This is a genomic window from candidate division TA06 bacterium (assembly GCA_016208585.1).
In the GTDB taxonomy this organism is placed as follows: Bacteria; Edwardsbacteria; AC1; order AC1; family EtOH8; genus UBA5202.
In genome coordinates this window covers 1-18,670 of sequence record JACQXR010000101.1, presented here as the reverse complement: position 1 = coordinate 18,670, position 18,670 = coordinate 1, and the positions used below count along the sequence as shown (strand labels likewise).

Genomic DNA, 18,670 nt, shown 5'->3' with positions numbered 1-18,670 from the left:
GGGAGAAGGAATATTGGGAAAGAATTAAGGCAGCAAAACCTGTAGGGGCGAAGGGTGCTTTGCCCAGGGCATCCAAACGTTGACCCACCAGTGTGATATTTTTCTTTAATGACGGCATACTCCGCTCTTTTCCCTATGATGTTTGAAATGTTTAATGGTTTGAAACGGTTGGAACAAAATCTGCACACGGAAATATTCAGTACATTCTTTATTCATAAGGAAACCCTGCCTTTGTTATAGCTACGGCAGGAATGCAGGAATAATTTCATGACTTCCCAATAACTCAACTGGCAAATTATTTATACTTCCATCCTTCGTATCATTTCCGCCCCGTTTTTCAACGGGATAAACTCCGGCGGGTTGTAAATCCGCCGCAGTGCGCCACTGGCGACCGAAGGAGGAAATCCAGAAAAAACATGGATGTCTGCTGAAGTTTATCCCGCCACGCCCTCCACACAGTCTGATGGCGGGAAGGCTCCCCCGCTTTCTTCGGGGTAAACGCTTACCGCGGGGCCAGGGGCACGGTGATGAGGGGCAGGCAGGACACACAAGGCGAAAAGAAATCAGGCCAAAGATGTTTTGAGAATATTGTCAAAGTTTAGTAATAACTAAATCTGTGTTGGCCACCTTCCCATAAATCGTAAATGCCAAATGGAGTTGATCTTTGATCAAACTGGCCTCACCCAACATCACCCGGCGCGAAATTGACGCCGTGGTCAAGGTCCTCAAGTCCGGCACCTTAAGTCTGGGCCCGGAAATCTTGAGGTTCGAAAAGGCCTTTGCCAGATACACCGGCCGCAAACACGCCCTGGCGGTATCCTCCGGCACCGCCGGACTACACCTGATCACCCGGGCTTTGGGATTAAAACCCGGAGACGAGGTCATTACTTCGCCCTATTCCTTCGCCGCCTCGGTCAACTGCATTCTGTATCAGGGGGCCAGGCCGGTCTTTGCGGACATTGATCCCAAAACTTTGAACATCGATCCCAGAAAGATCGAAGCCGCCGTTACTCCTCGCGCCAGGGCCGTGCTGGCGGTGGATGTCTTCGGGCTGCCGGCCGATTATCGGAAAATTCAGGCCGTCTGCAAAAAACACAAGTTGCTGCTGATAGAGGATTCCTGCGAGGCCCTGGGCGCCAAATACAAAGACAAAATGGCCGGCAGTTTCGGGACAGCCTCAGCCTTCGGGTTTTACCCCAACAAGCAGATAACCACCGGCGAAGGCGGGATGGTCTTGACCGACGACGATCGTCTGGCCGAAACTATGTCCAGCCTGCGCAACCAGGGCCGCCATTCCCTGGGCGGCTGGCTGGCCCATCATGAAATGGGTTACAACTATAGGATGGCGGACATCAACGCCGCTTTGGGGCGGGTCCAGCTTTCCCGGATCAAAGGGATCTTGAAAACCAGAAAAGATATCGCCGAAAGATATCTCAAACTATTCCAACAACGTCTGCCGGATTTTACTGTGCTGCAGCAGCCCAAAGGATATCAACGGAGCTGGTTCGTGTTCGTGGCCCTGGTTCCTCAAGAACTCAAAGGCTCCGGCCGGGACCGGTTAATAAAACACCTGCAGTCCAAAAGCATCGGCTGCGCCCATTATTTTCCGACGTTGCATTTGCAGCCGTATCTCCTGGAATTGCTGAAACACAAGAAGGGCGATTTCCCGGCGGCTGAGGACACGGCCGACCGCAGTTTTGCCATTCCGTTCCACCATAAGCTGACCTTGCGGGATCAGGAGAGGGTGGTCCAATTCATAGAACAATTCATCAATTACAGTTAACAATGAACACTAAACAGTAAACGATGAGCGGGCAACAGACACTTTATGAAGAAGATCCTGATCATCTCCGCCTCGGCCGGGGCCGGCCACACCATGGCGGCCAAAGCCATCGAGCAGTCTTTGGCCGGGCTGCCCCAGCGCCAGGAGCGCTGCCAGGTCACCCATATAGACCTCTTAAAATATTCCACCCTGCTCTATAAGACGGTCTACCACGACATCTACCTTTACATGGCCCAGAAACAGCCGCTGTTGTTCGGCTACATCTTCACCACCTCGGACAACCTGAAGCGTCAGAACCGCCCCGATTTTCTGTTGCGGCTTTTAGACACCCTGAACACCCGCAAGTTCACCTCCTTTATCAAAGAGCAGAACTGGGGCCTGATAATCTCCACCCATTTTCTGGCTTCCCAGCTGGTCTGCGCTCTCAAGCGCAAGGGAAAGATCGGGGCGCCGCTTCTGACAGTCACCACCGATTACGGCCTGCACTCTTACTGGATTTTGCCGGAATGCGAACACTACTCGGTGGCCGACCAGAACAGCCGGCAGCATCTGATGGCCTCGGGGCTTCTGCCCGAACGGATCCAGGCCCTGGGCATACCGGTCGGAGGCGAGTTCGCCAAAAAGAAACCGCTGGCCCCCATCCGGGAAAAATTGGTGCTGGCGCCCCAGCTGCCCTCGGTGCTGATGCTGTCCGGGGGTTTTGGGGTGGGGCCGATCGAAAAGATGGTGGCCTCGCTGACCGCGGTCAAATCGAATTTCCAGCTGATGGTGATCGCCGGAAAGAACCGCCGGCTGTTGAGCCGTCTGCGGCAGATGCGGGAACAGCTGCCGTTCAAGATGACCGCCATAGGCTACACCGAGCAGATGGACGAATACATGCGGGCCTCGGACATCCTGATCAGCAAGCCGGGGGGCCTGACCACCGCCGAGGCCCTGGCCTGCGGCCTGCCGATGATCATAGTCAACCCCATCCCCGGACAGGAGGACATGAACAGCGACATGCTGCTAGAGCACGGGGCCGGGATAAAAGCCATGCACCAGGTGGACATCCCGCACCGCCTGGACGAAGTCCTGGCCTCTCCCCAAAAACTTTCAAGCCTGCGGAAGAACGCATTAAAGCTGGGAAGACCTAGGGCCGCCCAAAATATAGCCAAACTGGTGGAGGAGATACTGGACTGACCTCAATGAACAATGAACACTGAACACTTAACAGTAAACGCTGAACGGTAAACTGGTAAAAGGGGAGAGTTCCATGTCCAAGATCAAGCGCTTCGGGATCCTGACCGCCGGAGGCGACTGCCCCGGACTGAATGCGGTAATCCGGGCGGTGGCCAAGACCGCCATCGGCGATTACGGGATGCAGGCGATAGGCATCGCGGACGGCTACGCCGGGCTGATCGAGGGGAGGTACAAGGAGCTCAACTGGCGCAACGTTTCCGGCATTCTGGCCGAGGGAGGCACCATCCTGGGAACCTCCAACCGCGACAATCCTTTCAGATCCGCGGTCAAAAATGCTTCCGGCCAGTTAGAATACCAGGACGTCTTTGATAAGGTCAAACAGAACTTAGAGCAGGCCAGGCTGGAAGCGCTGGTGGCCATAGGCGGCGACGGCACCATGGCCATCACCCAACTGATGGCCGAGCGGGGGATCAATGTGGTGGGCATCCCCAAGACCATCGACAACGACCTGGCCGCCACCGATGTTACCTTTGGTTTCGACTCGGCGGTGGTCACCGCCACCGAGGCCTTGGACAAACTGCAGTCCACCGCCATGTCCCACCACCGGGTGATGATCGTGGAGACCATGGGCCGCTACGCCGGGTGGATAGCCCTCTACAGCGGGGTGGCCGGGGGCGGTGACATCATCCTGCTGCCGGAGATACCCTACGACATCAACCGGGTCTGCCGGCGGATCATCGAGCGCAATCAGAAGGGCCGGCGCTTCTCCATCGTGGTGGTCTCGGAGGGGGCCAAGCCCAAAGGCGGGGAGATGGTGGTCCGGAAGATCATCAAGGAATCCACCGACCCGGTGCGGCTGGGTGGCATCGGGCAAAAGCTGGCCGACGATATCGAAGAACAGACCGGCATCGACTGCCGGGTGACGGTGCTGGGCCACCTGCAGCGGGGAGGCAGCCCCACGGCCTTTGACCGGATATTGGGGACCCGGTTCGGGGTCAAGGCGGTGGAACTTCTGGCCAAAGGCGAATTCGGGCAGATGGCCGCCTTAAAGGGCTTGAAAGTGGAGTCGGTTCCCATCAAGGAGGCGGTGGGCCAGCTGCGCTTAGTGCAGTCTGATTCCGAGGTGATCAAGGCGGCCAAGTCCATCGGCACCGTGTTCGGCGACTGAAAAGGCTAAGGGACACAAATACAAGGCTTGCCTGGCGGGTATTTTAAGCCGGATGGTTTCTTCTTCGTCCGGTGATATTTTAAGCCCCAATCGTTATGCGCAAAACACCATTCTCCAACATATTGACAAGATGGGCGTTTAGTGATATAATAACTAAACTTAAAGTCAATATCAATTATAGTAATACTACAATATAAATGTATATAAATCGCAGTATAGAACCGGAACTGCAAAAGCACATCAGGCTGTTCGATGTCACGGCCCTGGTGGGGCCCAGGCAGGCCGGGAAAACCACCCTGATGAGGAAGCGCCTGGAGTCGCTCTCCGGCGGACGGTATTTTTCCTTTGACGACCCGGACGTTCTGGCATTGTTTGACCGAGACATCAAACATTTTGAGCGGCAGTACCTGGCTCCGGGCGGGCTGACCGGGCTGGATGAAGCGCATTACGGAAGCGATGCCGGGCGCAAGCTGAAATATCTGGCCGACCGGGGGCACCGGCTGGTGATCTCCTCCTCTTCGGAGCTGCTGCTCAGCAAACAGGTTCTTTCCCAGTTGGTGGGCCGGGTGGGCGTCATCCGGCTTTTTCCTTTTTCCCTGGCGGAGTTTGGGCAGGCCGCCGGTCTGGTCGAAACCACCCCGGCCATCAAGGAGCGTCTGCTGTGGGAACATGCCGCCTATGGCGGGTACCCTAAGGCCGCCCTTTCCCCCGAACTGGAGGACAAAAGGACGATATTGGACAGCCTTTACAATACCCTGTTGTACAAGGATGTGGCCCAGAATTTTTCCATCACGGACCTGGCGGGGCTGGAACGCCTGGTTCGTTTTTTGGCCGGCAATATCGGCTTGTTGTTAAGTTTTCAAACTGCCGCCAAATTCACAGGGATCTCGTATCCCACCCTTAAAAAATATCTGGAAGCCCTGGAAAAAAGTTATCTGATCCGGCTGATCACGCCCCTGGCCACCAACCCCAACAAGGAGATCGTCAGGCAGCCCAAGATATATTTTCTGGATACCGGCTTAAGGAACGCCGGGCTGGGCCAATATCCCGCTTCGCTGGAGGACCAGGGCGCACTTTTTGAGAATTATGTTTTCACCGAACTGCTGAAGATGTCAGTTTCGCTGAAATACTGGCGGACCAAGGCCAGAGCCGAGGTTGATTTTGTCATTCAAACCGGCAAGACCCTCCTGCCGATAGAAGTCAAACTTAAGCCCGGGGCCAGGCCGTCCGGGCTGGCTTCCTTCATAGAACAGCACCATCCGGCCCGGGCACTGATCGTTTGTTCTACCGGGCCTGTCTCGGAGCGTAAAGTAAACGGATGCCTGGTCAAGACTATCCCGGCAGACCTGCTGGCCGCAGAGATGATTGCCAATAAATAATTCCGAGGCAAGGTGTCTGTTCAATATAATCATATTTTTTGCCATGAAAAAGACAGTTATCCTCATATCCCTTACAATGCTCAGCCCTCTGGCCCGGGCAGCCAAATACGAGCTGACCCTGCCGCTGCAGTACAACTATTACCAGCCGCTGGATGCCGCAGGACTGGGCGGCGGCAATGGCACAGTCTTGACTCTAGTGCCTTTAGCTCTGTTCGGCAATCCCTGCCGGATGGGAACCCATGGAACAAAGGCTTCGGCGGCAGTTTCGGGCGGGTATCTTTCGGAAAGCCAAAGCCATGTGCTGATAGCCACCGCTCAATCCATAGTGCTGCCGGCCATGGCCGCCGCCGCCTTGAACTTCGGACGGTGGGGCCTGGCCCTGGGCTATGCCAATTACATGAATACCGACATGAATTTTCCCGACCAGTGGCAGCCCTATGTCCAGTACCAGGCCGGATTAGACTTGCGCCAGGTTGCGCTGGGAGGCTTTTATGAAATATCCCGGGGAGTGACGGCCGGGCTGGCTCTCTGCGGAGGCTCAAGCGCCATAACCTGGCAAAAGGGAGATACCGTGATAGCTGAAGGAACGGCTCGGGGCGTGAACCTGAACGCCGGAATAGAGATCACCATAAACCCCGAGTTGATGCTGTTCACCCGCCTGCGCACTGAAAGCCGGATGAAAGGCCAGACCGATTATCTGCCGGTCCCGGGAGACGACTTGGAACTTTATGGAGTGGTCCCGGCCCTTTCCAGTTTGGGCTTCAGTTACCGGATAGATTCCGCCATGACCCTGGCCGGGCAGATCGACATCACCGGATGGCAGAACGCCTCCTGGGATTATCAGGGCCGGGCCGACTTTAAGCTGGGGATCGAGCTGCAGCCCTGGACGGACGAGTATGTCATGAGGTTCGGCCTTTTTACCATGGGCACGCCCCTGGTGCCGCAACTGATACAGAATTATCCCAGTCTGAAAGACATGTATTTTATTTCGGCCGGCCAGTCGTTCACCATGGGCACTATCACCTTCAATATCTCCGGGGCCACCAGCCGGATGTTCTCCGGCGACGGGCTGAAACAGGATATGCTGGCCATGTCCCTGCAGTATTCCCGCTGAGGGCCTTACAATTAGCAAATATCAATGAACAATGAATCCGACTACGCCAAGGCTTCGTCGGACAGGCAAAGAACAACGTAAAGCAAAAAACGGAAAACGGAAAACGACCCTTCGACAAGGTCTTCGGCACTTCGACAGGATGAGTGCAACGCACGCTCATCCTAACAGTTTAGGGCAAGGGGCAGAAAACGTAAAACGGTAAACTGAGAACGGTTCAACTGTAAACTGGCAAACTGTAAACTGCTAAAAGTGAGGAAGGTAAAATGTCCGAACTTAAGATTAGATTTGATTTCAACAACCTGATGTCCGAGAAGCTGGGAGACCACGGGATACCCTACTCCCAGATCGAAAAATCCGGGCTGCAGGCGGCCCAGGCCTCGGAATGGTTCTATCGCCAGCGGGCCAAGGGGAAAATGGACTTCTTTGACCTGCCGGCAAAAACCGAACATTTAAAATCCTCGCTGGCCCTGGCCAAAATGCTGAAGGGCAAATTTACCGACCTGGCGGCGCTGGGCATCGGGGGCTCGGCCCTGGGCACGGCGGCGGTGCAGGCGGCCTTAAATCCTTGGAGCTACAACTATCAGGATAAAAAAGCGCTGCAGGGGCGGCCCCGGCTATGGGTGCTGGATAACATAGATCCTGAAAAACTGAAAAGCATCCAGTTCTTATGGAATCCCAAAACCACCCTGGTAAACGTCATCAGCAAGTCGGGGGCCACCGCTGAGACCAGCGCCCAGTTCCTGTGGCTTAAGGCCTGGCTGTTCAAATCGCTGGGTACCAGGTGGAAGAACAATATGGTGATCACCACCGACCCCGAGGAGGGAATCTTAAGACAGATAGTCCGCGCAGAGGGGCTTTACAGCCTGGAGGTTCCGTCAGGCGTGGGCGGCCGGTTTTCGGTCCTGACCCCGGTGGGGCTTTTTCCCCTGGCCATGGCAGGAGTGGACGTCAAAGGCCTTATTTCCGGGGCGGCTGCCATGCGCAAACGAACCCTTGATGAAAACCCCTGGCGCAATCCGGCCCGGCTCTATGCCCTGATGCAATATTTGCTTTATCAGAAAGGCTACCGGATCAATGTGATGATGCCCTATTCCGACAGTCTGTATCTTTTAGCCGACTGGTTCCGCCAGCTGTGGGCCGAGAGCCTGGGCAAAAGAACAAACTTCAAGAACGAGGTGGTGGAGACCGGCCCCACCCCTATCAAGGCGCTGGGGGCCACCGATCAGCATTCCCAGATACAGCTTTATGCCGAGGGGCCGCGCGACAAGTCGGTGACCTTCATCAAGGTGGAGAAATTCCGTTGCTCCCTGCCCATCCCCAAAGGATATCACAAAATCAAAAACCTGGCCTATTTGAGCGGGCACGATTTCGGGGAGCTTCTTAACGCCGAGCAAAGGGCCACTGCCATGGCCCTGGCCAAGAACGGGCGGCCCAACTGCTGCTTCATAATTCCCCGGATCACCGCTCCGGTCATCGGCCAGCTGATGTTTCTTTTAGAGACGGCCACCGCCTATGCCGGGGGTTTGTTCGGGGTCAACCCCATGGACCAGCCGGGAGTGGAGGAGGGCAAGCGCTACGCCTACGGCCTGATGGGCAAGGACGGCTTCGCCAACCGCAAAGTGGAAGTGGAAAAATTTGAAAAGGGCGGCTTGGGGAAATACATCGTATAAAGAACTGAACTTTTGCAAATTTCACCTGTGCCGCCTAACCCGGACAAGCCCGCCATAGGCGGACAAGCCGGAACCAAAAGGTTATTTATGTTCTTTTTCTTTTTTGTGCCGCCCCTTCGCTTGCAAGGCAGGTTGGCTTGCTCAGGGCAGGCTCCATGAAAAAGAACCAACCCCGCCTTGCGGGATTCCCGTTGTCTTATTTTTTGGAAGGTCAAAAGAAAAAAGCTCGTTCAGCTATGGCGGGGGTGTCTTCGTGGCTCTGAATAGTTACTTTTGCCACAGGCGGGTAAAAAAGCGGTCATTTTGACTGTTTTTGGAAGTTGTGCTGGAAGTTATTGCAAAACAGGCATTTACAATCTTGCTCTTACCGAAATGCTCCTTGCTCGCACCGAAATGCCCTCTGCTCGCACCGAAATGCTGGTTGCTCGGACTGAAATGCTCTTTGCTCGCATTGAAATGCTACTCACAGGTAGTGAAATGCTACTCACAGGTAGTGAAATGCTACTCACAGGTAGTGAAATGCTGCTCACAGGTAGTGAAATGCCGCTCACAGATGTTGAAATGTTGCTCACAGGTAGTGAAATGTCGCTCACAGGTAGTGAAATGCTACTCACAGGTAGTGAAATGCTACTCACAGGTAGTGCGAAGTCCGCCTGACTACGCCTAACAATGCCCGGCAAATAGTATGGCTTCGTACAGGCAAGCCGCAGGCGTGGAAATGCCGCTCACAGGCGTGGAAATGTTAGACAAATTTTTCGTTACTATTCAGGCCCTGGTAAAAAGGTGTCTATCCCTTACGCTGATTTTTTCTATTTCAATTGCCATGAGCTTTAGCTCGTGGCTGAAGGATCGGAAAAAATCTCTTGGGGTTTCAACCCCAGCTGGTTGATACATTTTCTGAGCCTCTCTGGGGCTAATTTATCCGCCGAAGCTTTAGCGTAGGAGGGAGCCCATTGGATTAAATATAATTGCCCGCCACGACCTGAGGCCTTCGCTGAAGCTAGTGCCTCCGCTAAAGCTTTGGCACTCGAGGCGGCCAAATATAAAAGCGTAAGCGGACGGCCCCCCAAGGGACGCCGTCGGCCAAAGCCTGCCTGCATATGAGCAGCCTATGGCGCCGGACGAAGGCAAATATGTAGCATAAGCGAAAGGTCGTGGCAACATGGTTGACCAACACATCTTTTTCAATCAATGCCTGAACAGTTACAATTTTTTGGAATATGATCGCTAAATCCGAAATAGATTACAAAAGGATAATCCACATCCTGATGAACCGGGCCCAGGTGCTTAACCTGATCGGCAAGAATGAAAGGTCGTTGGCCGACCTTAACAGGGGGTTGATGATGTCAAAACGATACCAGGACAAAAAATCCCAGGCCGATTGCCTTTTGCAGTTCAGCGAAACTTATAACTACCTTAGCAAATACGAAGAGATACTGAATTCTGCGAAAGAATCCCTTTTGCTCTATCAGGAGATAGACGATAAAAAGGGTCAGGCAGTAAGCCTCAACAATGTCGGCTATGTGCATGATAGTCTTGGCAATTATCCCAAGGGGCTTGAGTATTATACTAAGTCCTTGAAGATACAAGAGGAGATAGGCGACCGATACAGTCAGGCAGCAAGCCTCATCAATATCGGCTATGTGCAGAATATGCTTGGCGATTATCCCAAGGCGCTTGAATATTGGACAAAGTCCTTGAAGATACGGGAGGAGATCGGCGACCGGCTGGGTCAGGCAATGAGCCTCAACAATATTGCCAGAACTTATCTTGAGCAGGAGAAATATGAGGAGGCGAGGGATTATCTGACCAGGGCCGAAAAGATTGCCGGAGAAATCGGGGCCAAAGAACTTTTGCGGAGGATTTATGTTTCCTTTGGGGAATTGGGAATGGCAGAGACCGCGTTTTCTGTCATTCCTGCGGAAGCAGGAATCCATAAAGACCTGGATTCCCACTTTCGTGGGAATGACATTAGTGCCGCTATAGAATACGCAGAACAGGCTTTACAACTTGCCGAGGAACTGAAGTCAAAGACAGGCAAAGCCGAGGCCCTTCTTTTACAGGCCAGAATAGAAAAGGCCGAAAGTAAATTCAAGGAAGCAATAGCAATATTTGAGGAACTGAAACAACCGTTTGAAACAGCCAAAGCGTATTACTATTACGGCCGGATGCTTACGTCCAGAATACGGAAGCCAGAATGCCGGACACAGGAAAATACAAAAGAGGCCGAGGAATATCTGCAGAAGGCAAGGGAAATATTCGAAAAAATAGGGGCCAAGGGATGGCTTAAGAAAGTGCAGGCGGGCTGATGGCGTCGTCAGCGGCCAATCGCGTCATTGATTACCGTCGTCTGATTCATATTCTCCAGCATCGGGCCGAGGTGCTGAACCTTGTGGGCCGGAACAACCAGGCGCTGCACGACATCGAAATCGGGCTGCGCCACGCCCGGACGAACGGCGATCGCCAGGCCGAGGCTGACTGTCTGCGGCAGTCGAGCGGGGTTTACGGTGACATCAGCCGTAACGACGTATCGCTGCGGCTGGCCGAGGATGCCTTGCGCCTATACCGCGAGATTGGCGACAGCCGGGGCGAAACGGAAAGCATAAACAGCATCGGTTGCGCCCGCGAGGGTTTGGGCGACTACCACTTGGCGCTGGAGCGCTACACCGACTCGCTGCGGATCAGCATGGCCACCGGTGACCGCCGGGGCCAGGCCGACAGCCTCGGCAGCCTTGGCAACGTGCACAACAGCCTGGGCGAGTATCCGGCAGCGCTGTCGCGCTACGGCGAGTGCGCGGGGATCTTTCAGCAGATCGGAGACCGCCGCGGCCAGGCGACCTGTCTTAACAACATCGGCCTGGTGCACAACCGGCTGGGCGACCAAACCGCCGCCCTTGAGCATTACACGGGGGCGCTTGAGGCCTATCGCCAGATCGGCGACCGTCGGGGCCAGGCTTATTGTCTCAACAACATAGGCTTGGTGCATAACGGCCGGGGCGAGTACCGCGCCGCCCTCGACTGCTACACCCGGTCGTTGCGGATCAAGCAGGAGATCGGGGACCGCAGCGGCCAGGCGATGAGCTTAAACAACATCGGCATCATGCATCACAACCTGGGCGACTTTCCGGCCGCAGAAGCCTGTTTCGTGCAGGCGCACGAGATAGCCGAAGAAACCGGCGACCGCCGGGGCTTGGCCCTTTGCTGCAACAATTTAGGCAACGTGCACCAGAGCCAAGGCGTTCATCGCTCCGCCCTTGAGGACCATCAACGCTCGCTGGAGATCAGGCGCGAGATCGGGGACCGCAGCGGCCAAGCTATAAGCCTTGTCAACATTGGCAGGATAGAGCACGAGGCGGGCGACCTGGCCACAGCGGAACGGCATATCCTGGCTGCCGGGGAAATCGCGCAGAAGACCGGCGAACGGGAACTGCTGCGCCGAGTAGCGGTCGCACAGGGATCGCTGGAACTGGAACAATGGCTGGGACAGCCCGGTCGAGACCTGGGGACCCTGGAGATTATCGGGAGACAACACGCGGAGCAGGCGCTGGAACTGGCGCGGGCGCTGAGCTCGAGAATGGGGACGGGCGAAGCATTGTTGCTGCGGGCCCGGATTACCGCGGCAGCGGGCAAATGGCAAGTGTCCGAGGGCGAATTTATGGAAGCGATCTCGGCCTTCAGGGAAATAGAGCAACCGTTGGAGCTGGCAAAGGCATACTATTATTATGGCGAAATGCTTACGTCCAGAATACGGAAGCCAGAATGCCGGACACAGGAAAATACTAAAGAAGCCGGGGAATATCTGCACAAGGCCAGGGAAATTTTTGAAAGAATCGGGGCCAGGGGATGGTTGGCCAGAACTGAGGACGCCTGATGGCTAAAACCGTAAATAACCGGCCCGATCACGGAAGGATAATCCACATCCTGCTAAACCGGGCCCAGGTGCTGGGCTTGATCGGCCGGAATGAACGGGCGCTTAAAGATCTGGAAAAGGGTCTTTTGATATCCGGGAAATGCCATGACAAAAAATGCCAGGCCGATTGCCTTTTGCAGTTCAGCGATGTTTATAGTTGCATCGGCAAATACGAGGAAATGCTAAACCCGACGAAAGAATCCCTTTTGCTCTATCAGGAGATAAAAGATAAAAAAGGCCAGGCCGACAGCCTTAACAATATCGGAGCCGTGCATGACAGCCTTGGCGATTATCCCCAGGCCCTTGAATATTATGACAAATCCTTGAAGATACGAGAGGAAATAGGCGACCGGAAGGGTCAGGCAATAAGCCTCAGCAATATCGGCTTGGCGCATCACAGTCTTGGCGATTATCCCCAGGCGCTTGAATATTACACCAAGTCTTTGAAGATAGATGAGGAAATAGGCGACCGGCAGGGTCAGGCAACCAGCCTCAACAATATCGGCTATGCGCATAATAATCTTGGCGATTATCCCCAGGCGCTTGAATATTATATCAAATCCTTAAAGATACGAGAGGATATTGGCGACCGATACGGTCAGGCAAATAGCCTCAACAATATCGGAGCTGTGCATCGTGTTCTGGGCGATTATTCCCAGGCGCTTGAACATTATATCAAATCCTTGAAGATACAAGAGGAGATCGGCGACCGAGATAATCAGGCAACAAGCCTCAACAATATCGGCTATGTCCATAATAATCTTGGCGATTATTCCCAGGCCCTTGAATATTATGCCAAATCATTGAAGATACAGGAGGAGATAGGCGACCGAAAGGGTCAGGCAAGAAGCCTCAACAATATTGCCAGAATTTATCTTGAGCAGGAGAAATATGAGGAATCAAGAGATTATCTGATCAGGGCTGAAAAGATTGCCGGAGAAATCGGGGCCAAAGAACTTTTGCGGAGGATTTATGTTTCCTTTGGGGAATTGGAAATCGGCGTTAGCAACCTTGATGCTGCCGAAAATTATGCGGCACAGGCTTTACAACTGGCCGGAGAATTAAATTCAAAAGCCGGTCGGGCCGAGGCCCTTCTTTTGCAGGCCAGAATAGAAAAGGATGAGGATAAATTTAAGGAAGCTTTAGAGATTTTCAAGGAACTAAAGCAGCCGCTGGAAACCGCCAAGGCCTGTTATTATTACGGGCAAGCCCTGGGCAGACTTGAAAAAACAGTGGAGGCCAGGGAAATTTTTGAAAAACTGGGGGCCAAAGGCTGGCTGGCAAAGATAGGCTCCAGAGATATATGATGTTTTAAATGGCAGAAACTTCGGCAGAAAGATAAATGCGTAATAACAATATCAATATTGCTTTTGCGGCCCTGCTGGTCTTGGGCTTGGCCGGCTGCGGGGGACACTCGGTCGTAAAACAGGAACCGCTGACGGCCACCATCGTTCCGGACAGCATGGCTATTAAACGGGCCCGGCTGGCCTCAGGCATAGACTCGCTTTTGGCCGACAGCTCCCTGTGGCAGGCTCAGTGCGGACTGTATCTGATAGAACTGAACGGCTCTCATCCTCTCTATGCCAGGAACCAGGACCAGCTTTTCATCCCGGCCTCGGTCAATAAAATATTCACCACCGCCGCCGCCCTGTACGACCTGGGGCCGTCCCGCCAGTTTATGACGGCGGTTTACGGCGACTCTCTATGGATCGGAGGAAAGCTCAAAGGGGATATCTACTTAAAGGGGTTCGGCGACCCCCTGCTTTCTTATTCCGATCTGGAGGCCCTGGCTTTCCGGCTCAAATCGCGGGGCATTACCCAAATATCAGGAGACCTGTTAGCGGACGCCTCGTATCTGGACACGGTCAAATACGGGGCGGGCTGGATGTGGGACGAAGGCCCTCATGCCTACAATGCCCCCATTTCGGCCCTGTCCTGCAACCAGAATATCTTTGAAACAAGCTTAAGGCCGTCCTCAAAAGTAGGCCGCCAGGCCTCGGTCAATGTCAGCCCCGACCTGCCCTATTTAAATATCCAAAACCGGGTTGTAACCAGCCGGTCTGGGGTAAAAAGGAAGATCAAAGCCGAGCGCACCCATTACAATGGGAAAGACATCTTCACTCTTACCGGACATCTGCCCCAGGATGACTCGGTGCAGTATAATTCGTTCAGCGTCTCCGAGCCGGCCTTGTACTGCGGGGCCCTGTTCGTCCAGGCCCTGCAAAAACAGGGGATCAAATTCAACGGCCGGGTCAAGAAAGGCGAAACCCCGGAAGCTTTGACCTGCCTGGCCTGGCACAATTCGCCTCCGCTGTATGCCATGATCCAGAAAATGAACAAGGAAAGCGACAACTTCATCGCCGAGATGCTTTTTAGACAGGTCTCCAAGGACAGCTCCGCCTTCGGGTCTCCGGATTCCGACACCCTGAACGGAGTGGAAGAAAACCTGCACCGGATGGGTTTTGTTCCCGGGAGTTTCAGGGTAGCCGACGGCTCCGGACTTTCCCGCTATAATTTGTGCTATCCCCGCCAGGTGGCCGAGGTGCTGACAACGCTGTATAACGATCCCTTATTGCAGACCGAACTGTTGGAGGCCCTGCCGGTGGCCGGGGTGGACGGCACTCTTTACCGCCGGATGCAGAACGGCGGCGCCCCAATAAAGGTGCGGGCCAAGACCGGCACCATGACCGGGGTCTCCTGCCTGGCCGGCTTTGCCTTTTCTCCCGGCCGGAAAGTTTACTGCTTTGCCATGATGTTCAACAATTATCCCGGCAAGGCCACCGAGGTCCGGCGGATACAGGATGCGATCCTGGGAAGACTGCTGGAGATAGCGCCTTGAGCCGGCCGGGGAACCTTACTTAGGAATTCAGGAAGTCAGGAAATCTTTGTAAACAGTTTGGAAGTTATCTTATTTTCAATTGAAAATAGCCCGGCTATACTAACAATTTGTATCCGGGTGAATTCCTTTCGTAAAAACTAAAAATTCATAATATATCTATAGGGAACAGCCATGGAGAACAAGACTCCGTTCTACGAACATCACGTCAAAGCCGGCGCCAAGATGGTGCCCTTCGCCGGATTTATGATGCCGGTGCAGTACCATGGCATCATCGAGGAGCACCGCCACGTCAGATCCGCCGCCGGGCTGTTCGACGTCTCCCACATGGGCGAGATAGAAGTCCGGGGCCCCGCTGCCCTGAAATTCGTTTCCTACGTCACGGTCAACGATCCCGCGGCTTTGGCAGTGGACCAGGTCCAATACTCGGCCATGTGCTACCAGGACGGCGGCATAGTCGACGACCTGCTGGTCTACCGCTTCCCCGAGCACTTCTTTTTGGTTGTCAACGCCTCCAACCTGGCCAAGGATTTTGCCTGGCTCCAGGAGCAGGTCCGTTCGGCGGTCCGGCACGATCCGGACTCAGGGCAGGCCAAGGGGTTTGATGTCTCCCTAAAAAATACTAGCAACGAAGTCGCCCAGCTGGCGCTGCAGGGGCCCAAGTCGGAACCCTTACTCCAGAAGATCTGCGACTTAAAGCTTTCGGACATGAAGTTCTACTGGTTCAAGGTGGGAAAAGTTGACGGGATAGAGATGATAGTCTCCCGCACCGGCTATACCGGCGAGGACGGGTTTGAGCTGTATTTCGACATCAAATACGCCGATCAGATTTGGGAAGCCCTTTTCAAAGCGGGCAAGGAGTTTGACCTGCGGCCCATCGGGCTGGGGGCCAGGGACAGTTTAAGGCTAGAGATGAAATACTGTCTCTATGGCAACGACATCGACCAGACCACCTCTCCGTTGGAAGCAGGCCTGGGTTGGATCACCAAGCTGAAAAAAGCCGGGGAATTCAATGGCCGGGAGGTCCTCCTAAAGCAGAAAGCGGAAGGCGTAAAGCGGAAATTGATCGGGTTCGAGGTCGAGGGCAACGCTTTCCCGCGCCAGCACTACAAAGTCATAAAGTCCGGGGAGCAGATCGGTGAGGTAACCAGCGGCGTGTTTTCGCCCTCGGTGTCGCGCGGCATCGGCATGGCCTATGTCGAAACGGAATTCTCCAAGACTGGCGATACCTTCGAGGTTGAGGTCCGCGGCAAACCCGTTCCCGCGAAGGGCGTGGAGACGCCGTTCTACAAGCACGGCACGCATAAGTAACGTATAGAAGCTCTCAGCCGTAAGCTATGAGCAATAGCTTCGCTCAATATTGGCGCAAAGCCAATAGTTTTGCGGTATTCGCTTTTTTGTCAGCGGGTTATGTTATAATATGACCAACCCTTTAAATAGTAAAATGTGAGACAACTATGGACACGTTAACAAATTACCGGATGATAGAAATACCTATTAAGCCGGTTATTAAAACAAACGAGCTTGATAAAATAATTCATACTTTTAAAAAGTATAGCAAGTATGATATATTTTTGAAAATAGATGATGATATTGCAAAAATATTTTTGCACAGTTTAGATTTTGCGGCTTTTAAAAGCGAGATCGACTTTATTTTACATAATTACTCCGGGGATAGTCCAGCCATTGCATTTTTTGAGACTCTGCTTTCCCAAATTGAAAGTATCAAGAGTTATGGTTTAAAAGGCACAAAAAGAGTATATGTGGGTTACAACGATGAACGAAAAGTTAAAAACAGATTAGCAAAGGAAACTAAAAGGCAACAGTATTATTACGCCCAAGACAATAATTTTTCCTCAGAAAATACTGATTTGCCCGACAAATATATCAATAAAATAATTTGCGGCGACAGTAAGTTGGTGCTATCTGATTTGCCGAACAATTGTATTGATATCGTTGTTACTTCACCGCCATACAACTTTGGACTAGATTATTCCGACACACAAGACGCCCATCACTGGGACAACTATTTCACCCGGTTGTTTTCCGTTTTTGATGAATGCGTAAGGGTCGTAAAATATGGCGGGCGTATTATCGTTAATGTTCAGCCATTATTTTCCGATTACATACCGACCCATCACATTATAAGTAATTATTTTATTAATAAGAAATTAATTTGGAAGAGCGAAATACTCTGGGAAAAAAATAATTACAATTGCAAATATACCGCTTGGGGCAGTTGGAAAAGTCCCAGCAATCCTTATTTAAAATATACCTGGGAATTTTTAGAAGTATTTTGCAAGGGCAGTTTAAAAAAAGAAGGCAAAACCAGCAATGCAGATATAACGGGGGACGAATTTAAAAAATGGGTTTTAGCCGTGTGGAAAATTGCTCCTGAAAGAAATATGAAAGAATATGGTCATCCCGCTATGTTCCCCGAAGAACTAATTACACGCGCTTTAAAATTGTTTAGTTTTAAAAACGACATCGTACTTGATCCATTTAATGGCGCAGGGACGACTACGCTGGTTGCAAAAAAATTAAATAGAAGATATTTGGGCATTGATATATCCGAACAATATTGTAAAGCAGCCGAGAAACGCGTAGAATCTATTTTACTTTAACTGAAAGGCATATCAAATGAAAGCTAACAAACAGACTGAAGCCTTAATCAAGGCCTATAATTTATTAGTTAAGGGCATTGAGACCAAAGCTAATGAAGACGAGGAAAGGGCTTATGGCGGTACGATTAGAGCCGGCAAGGGGCTTTTGGTCGAAAATATTGGCAAACAAATTATTGAAATTGCCTGGGCAGATTTGGGTGCAAATCCTAAAAGATTGTCCTTTGTCAAGAAACCCATAAAAATACCTTTAAGACAGGATTACTTAAAAAGAATACAGAGCCAGGAAATTATAGATTGGATAAGATCAAACGTAAAAGATTTTTATTACGCCATTAAAACAGATATCCACGTTAATATTGACGATGATATTATTTTGGGTATAGAGTGCAAAGCATATACTGAAAATGCCATGATCAAAAGAATATTAGTTGACTTCACTCTTTTAAAACAAGTTCACCCAGACCTTATGTGTGCCTTACTTCAATTGGAGAGCCAATTAACCGGTGATTATTCAAAACCCAGCCAGAGAGTAATTTTTGGAAGCCATAGTACACATACTTTGTTATCGTATTTTGACATTGCTTTAAACATTGTTACGTTGTTAGAAGGCGAGAGAAAGGTTGATGAGCCTATACATAAGCCTGAATATTATAAAAAATTAGAAGAGAAAAATCTTTTAAAAGCTGTTGAAATATTTAAAGGATTACTGAAAGACCGGGTATAAAAAAGCGAACAACCGCACAACAAACGCCTTTGCAGCGGCGGCCACTTTGGCCCTGTGCGCCGGGGCCAGCTTTTTGGAGGCGGCGGTTATAGCCAACCATGCGGCCGGGGTGGAGGTCTCCAAGTTCGGAGTAGCGGAAGTGACGGCCGCAGAATTGAAACAAGCCTTGAGGAACTGGTGATGATCTTCGCCTTGGGAATGGGATGTTACCATCTGGCAACCTTTATGGCCCTCCTTTTGGGATGGCCATATTTGCTGGGAGTCATGACCTTTGGCCACCGCA

The 18,670-nt window shown here is 52.3% G+C and carries 14 protein-coding genes; all 14 read left to right on the top strand.

The features are described 5' to 3' along the window. Positions 1 to 664 precede the first annotated feature (664 nt). The 14 genes from HY768_07745 (at position 665) to HY768_07680 (ending at position 18,387) form a co-directional block, all read left to right on the top strand. Complete coding sequence (locus tag HY768_07745) at positions 665 to 1,783, top strand: DegT/DnrJ/EryC1/StrS family aminotransferase (GenBank protein ID MBI4727100.1); 1,119 nt, start codon at positions 665 to 667, stop codon at positions 1,781 to 1,783. 45 nt (positions 1,784 to 1,828) lie between these two features. Beyond that, a complete protein-coding gene (locus tag HY768_07740; protein MBI4727099.1) occupies positions 1,829 to 2,962 on the top strand; it encodes a glycosyltransferase in 1,134 nt (377 codons plus the stop codon). Positions 2,963 to 3,035: 73 nt separating this feature from the next. Further along, a complete protein-coding gene (locus HY768_07735) occupies positions 3,036 to 4,130 on the top strand; it encodes a 6-phosphofructokinase (GenBank protein MBI4727098.1) in 1,095 nt (364 codons plus the stop codon). A gap of 197 nt (positions 4,131 to 4,327) precedes the next feature. Beyond that, a complete protein-coding gene (locus tag HY768_07730; GenBank protein MBI4727097.1) occupies positions 4,328 to 5,509 on the top strand; it encodes an ATP-binding protein in 1,182 nt (393 codons plus the stop codon). A 43-nt stretch (positions 5,510 to 5,552) separates the two neighbouring features. Continuing rightward, positions 5,553 to 6,623 (top strand): hypothetical protein, encoded by a 1,071-nt coding sequence (locus HY768_07725; GenBank protein MBI4727096.1) that lies wholly within the window; start codon positions 5,553 to 5,555, stop codon positions 6,621 to 6,623. Between the two features lie 263 nt (positions 6,624 to 6,886). Further along, positions 6,887 to 8,293, top strand: a complete 1,407-nt coding sequence (locus tag HY768_07720; protein MBI4727095.1) for a glucose-6-phosphate isomerase — start codon at positions 6,887 to 6,889, stop codon at positions 8,291 to 8,293. A gap of 435 nt (positions 8,294 to 8,728) precedes the next feature. Then, positions 8,729 to 8,950, top strand: a complete 222-nt coding sequence (locus HY768_07715; protein ID MBI4727094.1) for a hypothetical protein — start codon at positions 8,729 to 8,731, stop codon at positions 8,948 to 8,950. A 563-nt stretch (positions 8,951 to 9,513) separates the two neighbouring features. After that, complete coding sequence (locus HY768_07710; GenBank protein ID MBI4727093.1) at positions 9,514 to 10,602, top strand: tetratricopeptide repeat protein; 1,089 nt, start codon at positions 9,514 to 9,516, stop codon at positions 10,600 to 10,602. Further along, entirely contained in the window at positions 10,602 to 12,164 is a 1,563-nt protein-coding gene (locus HY768_07705; protein ID MBI4727092.1) for a tetratricopeptide repeat protein, read from the top strand. Before HY768_07710 ends, HY768_07705 begins: the two co-directional genes overlap by 1 nt. After that, positions 12,164 to 13,510, top strand: coding sequence for a tetratricopeptide repeat protein (locus tag HY768_07700; GenBank protein MBI4727091.1), 1,347 nt, complete (start codon positions 12,164 to 12,166; stop codon positions 13,508 to 13,510). The genes HY768_07705 and HY768_07700 overlap by 1 nt, the downstream gene beginning before the upstream one ends. 35 nt (positions 13,511 to 13,545) lie before the next feature. Then, positions 13,546 to 15,042: a D-alanyl-D-alanine carboxypeptidase/D-alanyl-D-alanine-endopeptidase gene (dacB, locus tag HY768_07695; protein MBI4727090.1), complete on the top strand. Its 1,497-nt coding sequence runs from the start codon at positions 13,546 to 13,548 to the stop codon at positions 15,040 to 15,042. A gap of 171 nt (positions 15,043 to 15,213) precedes the next feature. Continuing rightward, entirely contained in the window at positions 15,214 to 16,350 is a 1,137-nt protein-coding gene (gcvT, locus tag HY768_07690; protein MBI4727089.1) for a glycine cleavage system aminomethyltransferase GcvT, read from the top strand. A gap of 170 nt (positions 16,351 to 16,520) precedes the next feature. Continuing rightward, positions 16,521 to 17,663 carry a site-specific DNA-methyltransferase gene (locus HY768_07685; protein MBI4727088.1) on the top strand — a complete coding sequence of 381 codons (1,143 nt, stop codon included), beginning with the start codon at positions 16,521 to 16,523 and terminating at the stop codon, positions 17,661 to 17,663. 16 nt (positions 17,664 to 17,679) lie between these two features. Then, on the top strand, positions 17,680 to 18,387 hold the full coding sequence (locus HY768_07680; protein MBI4727087.1) for a restriction endonuclease: 708 nt from the start codon (positions 17,680 to 17,682) through the stop codon (positions 18,385 to 18,387). The last annotated feature ends 283 nt before the right edge of the window (positions 18,388 to 18,670 follow it).

Bases quoted from the DNA above. Each gene is read 5' to 3' on its own strand.
- HY768_07730 (MBI4727097.1), top strand. From the start codon at position 4,328: ATGTATATAAATCGCAGTATAGAACCGGAACTGCAAAAGCACATCAGG.
- HY768_07735 (MBI4727098.1), top strand. From the start codon at position 3,036: ATGTCCAAGATCAAGCGCTTCGGGATCCTGACCGCCGGAGGCGACTGC.
- HY768_07740 (MBI4727099.1), top strand. From the start codon at position 1,829: ATGAAGAAGATCCTGATCATCTCCGCCTCGGCCGGGGCCGGCCACACC.
- HY768_07700 (MBI4727091.1), top strand. From the start codon at position 12,164: ATGGCTAAAACCGTAAATAACCGGCCCGATCACGGAAGGATAATCCAC.
- dacB (MBI4727090.1), top strand. From the start codon at position 13,546: ATGCGTAATAACAATATCAATATTGCTTTTGCGGCCCTGCTGGTCTTG.
- HY768_07680 (MBI4727087.1), top strand. From the start codon at position 17,680: ATGAAAGCTAACAAACAGACTGAAGCCTTAATCAAGGCCTATAATTTA.
- HY768_07685 (MBI4727088.1), top strand. From the start codon at position 16,521: ATGATAGAAATACCTATTAAGCCGGTTATTAAAACAAACGAGCTTGAT.
- HY768_07720 (MBI4727095.1), top strand. From the start codon at position 6,887: ATGTCCGAACTTAAGATTAGATTTGATTTCAACAACCTGATGTCCGAG.
- HY768_07715 (MBI4727094.1), top strand. From the start codon at position 8,729: ATGCTCTTTGCTCGCATTGAAATGCTACTCACAGGTAGTGAAATGCTA.
- HY768_07725 (MBI4727096.1), top strand. From the start codon at position 5,553: ATGAAAAAGACAGTTATCCTCATATCCCTTACAATGCTCAGCCCTCTG.
- gcvT (MBI4727089.1), top strand. From the start codon at position 15,214: ATGGAGAACAAGACTCCGTTCTACGAACATCACGTCAAAGCCGGCGCC.
- HY768_07705 (MBI4727092.1), top strand. From the start codon at position 10,602: ATGGCGTCGTCAGCGGCCAATCGCGTCATTGATTACCGTCGTCTGATT.
- HY768_07710 (MBI4727093.1), top strand. From the start codon at position 9,514: ATGATCGCTAAATCCGAAATAGATTACAAAAGGATAATCCACATCCTG.